1 protein-coding gene and 1 CRISPR repeat array are annotated in these 2,346 nt (G+C 52.1%); the gene reads right to left on the reverse strand.

Annotated features, from left to right (window positions below):
• The coding region (locus tag STRDD11_RS13915) for a hypothetical protein (protein ID WP_206512712.1) at nt 1-270 on the reverse strand (270 nt) is incomplete at its 3' end.
• 225 nt (nt 271-495) lie between these two features.
• Nucleotides 496-2,320: direct repeats of the CRISPR family, unit length 32 nt; unit sequence ATTTCAATCCACGCACCCGCGAAGGGTGCGAC.
• Nucleotides 2,321-2,346: the final 26 nt, after the last annotated feature.

Below are 2,346 nucleotides of genomic sequence, written 5' to 3' on the forward strand. Positions count from 1 at the left end.
GCCTCTTTTATGATAAATAAAAACGAAACAACACAGCTCTAAAACGAGTCCGGGCGAGCCGTTCGCACCTTTTATCAGGCCAAGCACATACCAGGGAACAAGAAAGACACACCAACACAGCCTTTCCTTACTGGTATACAGATGAAACAACTGCCACCAGCGAGCCAGCCAAGAGGTCCAGTCCCAGCTAAGCCAGCGCCTGAAACATTGGAAGGAAAAACCAAGGTTTGAAAATAATCTGTCCGCTTCTCTTCCTTTCAATGACAGCATTTCTGCTCCAGAAGGGGATAAACTAAGAGAAATCCTACTGCCGCTTTGGATCAGCTACTCCTCCAACCATAAACATCACAGGAAAAGCTAGAACAAACCAATGCAAAACTAAAGAAAAATAAGGAACTCCTTCAGAAAACGACAGAAATCACACAATAACAGACTAAAAAGAGGCGACGCGGCCTCTTTTTTGGTCTTGCAATTAAATCTTGAGAGTACAAAAACATTTCAATCCACGCACCCGCGAAGGGTGCGACGTACCAGGGCAAGGAAACCATTCGGCTGTACTGGGATATTTCAATCCACGCACCCGCGAAGGGTGCGACGATTAACCTTGTATCGGTATTTCCAAGCTGTGTGTGATTTCAATCCACGCACCCGCGAAGGGTGCAACCTTCAGGGATTTCCGCAAAGAGGACATTAGCACCGATTTCAATCCACGCACCCGCGAAGGGTGCGACCCGACCATTCGGATTGATACGGCCGTCATCGAAATTTCAATCCACGCACCCGCGAAGGGTGCGACCAAAAGTATCGTGAGCAGGCTGAGAAAGACCCAATTTCAATCCACGCACCCGCGAAGGGTGCGACGTGGAAGGACAGCTAAAAATCCCTTTTATGCCGATTTCAATCCACGCACCCGCGAAGGGTGCGACCAAATGGGCCGAAGAGCAAGAGAAAAAGGCTGATATTTCAATCCACGCACCCGCGAAGGGTGCGACACGACAGCGCAGAGAGCGACACAGCGAACTACATATTTCAATCCACGCACCCGCGAAGGGTGCGACTTTAGGGAAGAGCAGTATCAACTCAACCCTGACATATTTCAATCCACGCACCCGCGAAGGGTGCGACCTGCGACCATTTCAAGCTTGCTTACAGCGTGCAGATTTCAATCCACGCACCCGCGAAGGGTGCGACTATACCCTGTTCTTCGTCCAGTAAGTTAGCTTTCATTTCAATCCACGCACCCGCGAAGGGTGCGACGGTTCTTCCGGAATTTTTAACTCTGGCTTATCCAATTTCAATCCACGCACCCGCGAAGGGTGCGACGGACTTGTTAAGCGGGTGGTGCTCAAAGTAATTGTTATTTCAATCCACGCACCCGCGAAGGGTGCGACTAATATGCAAGACTATACACCCGATGAAGTTTCAATTTCAATCCACGCACCCGCGAAGGGTGCGACTTAAGGGAGTGATTGGTAACGCTCCAATCCTGAATTTCAATCCACGCACCCGCGAAGGGTGCGACCTTGCTGCGCTTGGCCGTCATAGCCACACTTGTAATTTCAATCCACGCACCCGCGAAGGGTGCGACAATAGTGTAGTGTTCCTGGAAACGAACGAGGATAAATTTCAATCCACGCACCCGCGAAGGGTGCGACGCGCATTTTCCAACTGGGAAGAGCCTTATAACGTTATTTCAATCCACGCACCCGCGAAGGGTGCGACCGACAAGGCGCTGCTGGCCTTTGCAGAGCAATACAATTTCAATCCACGCACCCGCGAAGGGTGCGACGAGGTGAAGAGGAAGCGAAGCCGTGCGGACACTGTATTTCAATCCACGCACCCGCGAAGGGTGCGACTTAGCTCGGCATAGCTAACGACCACGCCGGCCATATTTCAATCCACGCACCCGCGAAGGGTGCGACCGGCTGCTCTTAGCAAGGGCCCGGCGTGTCCAAATTTCAATCCACGCACCCGCGAAGGGTGCGACGGGATAGTAACCCGGACATACCGACGCACTGGCTTAATTTCAATCCACGCACCCGCGAAGGGTGCGACGAAAGCCGCGGCTGGCGAGGGCACTAAGTTTGAAATTTCAATCCACGCACCCGCGAAGGGTGCGACCCAAGCAGGCAGTCGCTGATGGATATATCCAGAGATTTCAATCCACGCACCCGCGAAGGGTGCGACCTCGGGTGTTGAAAAAGTATAAGCTGCAGACTTGATTTCAATCCACGCACCCGCGAAGGGTGCGACCGGAGTTGCAAGAGCAAAATATCATGTCGGCAAAAATTTCAATCCACGCACCCGCGAAGGGTGCGACACGCTTTGGCCTCGTACGGTCTCCTT

This window comes from Streptococcus sp. DD11, assembly GCF_001578865.1.
GTDB lineage: Bacteria > Bacillota > Bacilli > Lactobacillales > Streptococcaceae > Streptococcus > Streptococcus panodentis.